Source organism: Pseudomonas tehranensis, from assembly GCF_014268615.1.
Lineage (GTDB): Bacteria > Pseudomonadota > Gammaproteobacteria > Pseudomonadales > Pseudomonadaceae > Aquipseudomonas > Aquipseudomonas tehranensis.
This window is the reverse complement of record NZ_JABWQV010000389.1, coordinates 1-3,063: the sequence shown is the minus strand read 5'-3', so window position 1 is coordinate 3,063 and position 3,063 is coordinate 1. Positions and strand designations below refer to the sequence as shown.

Sequence of the window (3,063 nt, the reverse complement as noted above, 5' to 3'; positions counted from 1 at the left end):
CGAGCGGGAGCAAGCTCCCTCGCCACGGGTGCCCGCCTCACCTATAGCGTAGGCTGTTGCCTCGCATCACTCCACCAACCGCCCCAACCGCTGCTTGAGCATGCGGTTTTCGTTGCGCAGTTGCTGTACTTCTTCCAGCAGGTCCAGTGCCAGGGCGACGCCTTCCCATTCCAGCTCCAGTTCGCGCCGTAGCTTGGCCGCACGGCGGGCCAGGACCAGTTCGTAATCGGTGAAACGCCAATCTGCCGGTGCTGCGCCATGGGGTTCGAGGATGCCGTGCTCGACGATTTCAATCACATGGACGTCCGCCAATGCAGCGGCCTCACAGAATTCCAGCAGGTTCAGTTCAATGATCGGGTTGTTCATAGTCTGCTTCTCCCAATGCTTTAACTGTGTAGGAGCTGACGAGTGAAACGAGGCTGCGATCTTTCGATCTTGAACGAAAACCGAAAAGATCGCAGCCTCGTTTCACTCGACAGCGCCTACAGGTGCGGTGCGAACACCGCAGCCGTTAGAAATTCTCCCGCGGATCGAACGCGGCCTTCTTCGCCAGCTCCGCCCACAACGCCTTGACCGCCTCGTCGCTGCTCTTGGGCATCACCGCCTTGAGCTGCACGAACAGGTAGCCGCGCTCGCCCGCTTTGTTACGCAAACCGTGGCCTTTGGCGCGCATGCGCTGGCCGTTCTGGCTGCCGGCCGGAACCTTGAGGTTGATCTTGCCGGTGAGGGTCGGCACCGCCACTTCAGTGCCCAGCGCCAATTCCCACGGTGCCAGGGGCAAGGTGATGATCAGATCCTGGCCTTCGACGTCGAACTTGGGGTGCGGAGCGAAGCGAATGGTCAGGTACAAATCACCATTGGCACCACCGCCGACACCCGGCGCCCCCTGGCCCTTAAGGCGGATGCGTTCGCCGTCGGTCACCCCCAGCGGAATCTTCACGTTCAGGCTTTTGCTGGTGTTGCTCACATGCTGGCCGGCGGCGTTGTACTGCGGCACCTGGAAGCTGACTTTTTTCGACTCGCTCGACAGCGTTTCTTCCAGAAAAATCGGTAATTCCATTTCCACGTCTTGCCCTCGACGGCCGGCGCTGCGACCTGACTGTCCGCCACCGAAGCCCGGCCCGCGATTACCGAAAATCGAACTGAAGAAGTCCGAGAAATCCCCTGTGTCCTGACCGCCAAACCCACCACGGCTCTGCCAGCCCGGCGGCCCCTGGAAAGGCTGGCCGTGCTGGCCATAGCGACGCAGGTCATCGTACTCGGCGCGTTTGTCGGCGCTTTTCAGCGCTTCATAGGCTTCGGAGACGTCCTTGAATTTGGTCTCGGCATCCTTTTCCTTACTCACATCCGGGTGGTATTTGCGGGCCAGTTTGCGATAAGCAGCCTTGATCGTGGCGTCATCAGCCGTCGGCTCCACACCCAGAATCTTGTAATAGTCTTTGAAGTCCATCGAAGGATCACCATCCGTTATCGATATCGCGCCACCACCCGCAGCATGCTCGTGATACAAGTCCTGGGGTTTGACCGATCTCAAGGTTTGTGACCGGGCGACGCTTCAGAAGTTTATCGGCAGCCGGTGGCGGTTCTTGTACCCGCCCTGTGGCTACCAGGCTCATGCCAGCAAGTTTGGGGGTGTCGGGGCGTCTTTCAAGGCCAGTGATTGCGAATTAGCAGATAACCGGCCTTCGAATCCGGGCCGCACTGACATACACTGCGCGGCCGTTTTTTCAACTGGAACCCGAAAGACATGAAAAACGCATCTCCGGCCCGTGCCTGCGGCATCGACTTCGGCACGTCCAACTCCACTGTCGGCTGGCTGCGCCCCGGCATGGAAACGCTGATTGCGCTGGAGGACGACAAGATCACCCTGCCCTCGGTGGTCTTTTTCAATCTCGAGGAACGCCGCCCGGTGTATGGCCGCCTGGCCCTGCACGAGTACCTGGAAGGCTACGAAGGTCGGCTGATGCGCTCGCTCAAGAGCCTGCTGGGCTCCAAGCTGATCAAGCACGACACCAGCGTGCTGGGCACGGCCATGCCCTTCAAAGACCTGCTGGGGCTGTTCATCGGCCAGTTGAAGAAGCGCGCCGAGGCCACCGCCGGTCGGGAATTCGAAGAAGTGGTACTGGGTCGCCCGGTGTTTTTCGTCGACGACGATGAAATGGCCGATCAGGAAGCGGAAAACACCCTGGTGGACGTGGCCCGCGCCATCGGTTTCAAGGAAGTCTCGTTCCAGTATGAGCCCATCGCGGCGGCCTTCGATTATGAATCGACCATCGAGAAAGAGGAGCTGGTGCTGATCGTCGACATCGGTGGTGGTACGTCGGACTTCTCGCTGGTGCGCCTGTCGCCCGAACGCCGCACCCACGACAACCGCCACGCGGATATCCTCGCCACCGGCGGCGTACACATCGGCGGGACCGATTTCGACAAGCAGCTCTCGCTGGCCGGCCTGATGCCGCTGTTCGGCTACGGCAGCCGCATGAAAAGCGGCGCCTACATGCCCACCAGCCACCACATGAACCTGGCAACCTGGCACACCATCAACGGCGTGTACTCACAAAAATCCACCCTGGCCCTGGCCAGCATGCGTTACGACATCGAAGACACCGGGGGCATCGACCGGTTGTTCAAGCTGATCGACCAGCGCGCCGGGCACTGGCTGGCGATGGAAGTGGAAGAAACCAAGATCCAGCTGACCCACACCGACCAGCGCCATGTGGCCCTGGACCGGATCGAGGCGGGCCTGAGCGTGGACCTGAGCCGGGAGTTGTTTGAATCGGCCATCGACGGCCTGCTGGAGCGGGTGCGCGGCAGCGTCACGCAATTGCTGGGCGATGCCAACGTACGCGTCGATCAGGTGGACACGGTGTTCTTTACCGGCGGCTCCAGCGGCATCCCGGCACTGCGCAACAGCGTCTCGGCCATGCTCCCCCTGGCCCGGCATGTGGAAGGCAACATCTTCGGCAGCATCGGCAGCGGATTGGCGATCGAGGCGATGAAGCGCTACGGCACTCAGGTCTGATTCAAGACCGAGGCGCGGCCTTCGCGAGCAAGCCCGCTCCC

General features: G+C 61.1%; 3 protein-coding genes. 1 reads left to right on the top strand and 2 read right to left on the bottom strand.

The window, feature by feature from the left end; genetic code table 11:
- Positions 1-66: 66 nt before the first annotated feature.
- Both HU811_RS26220 and HU811_RS26215 read right to left on the bottom strand, forming a co-directional pair.
- Positions 67-366, bottom strand: a complete 300-nt coding sequence (locus tag HU811_RS26220) for a chaperone modulator CbpM (RefSeq protein ID WP_092395830.1) — start codon at positions 364-366, stop codon at positions 67-69.
- 145 nt (positions 367-511) lie between these two features.
- Positions 512-1,450: a DnaJ C-terminal domain-containing protein gene (locus HU811_RS26215; protein ID WP_186658969.1), complete on the bottom strand. Its 939-nt coding sequence runs from the start codon at positions 1,448-1,450 to the stop codon at positions 512-514.
- 297 nt (positions 1,451-1,747) lie between these two features.
- On the opposite strand from HU811_RS26215, the gene HU811_RS26210 reads away from it, so the two are divergent.
- Positions 1,748-3,022, top strand: coding sequence for an Hsp70 family protein (locus HU811_RS26210; protein ID WP_092395826.1), 1,275 nt, complete (start codon positions 1,748-1,750; stop codon positions 3,020-3,022).
- Positions 3,023-3,063: the final 41 nt, after the last annotated feature.

Bases quoted from the DNA above. Each gene is read 5' to 3' on its own strand.
- HU811_RS26220 (WP_092395830.1), bottom strand. From the start codon at position 366: ATGAACAACCCGATCATTGAACTGAACCTGCTGGAATTCTGTGAGGCC.
- HU811_RS26215 (WP_186658969.1), bottom strand. From the start codon at position 1,450: ATGGACTTCAAAGACTATTACAAGATTCTGGGTGTGGAGCCGACGGCT.
- HU811_RS26210 (WP_092395826.1), top strand. From the start codon at position 1,748: ATGAAAAACGCATCTCCGGCCCGTGCCTGCGGCATCGACTTCGGCACG.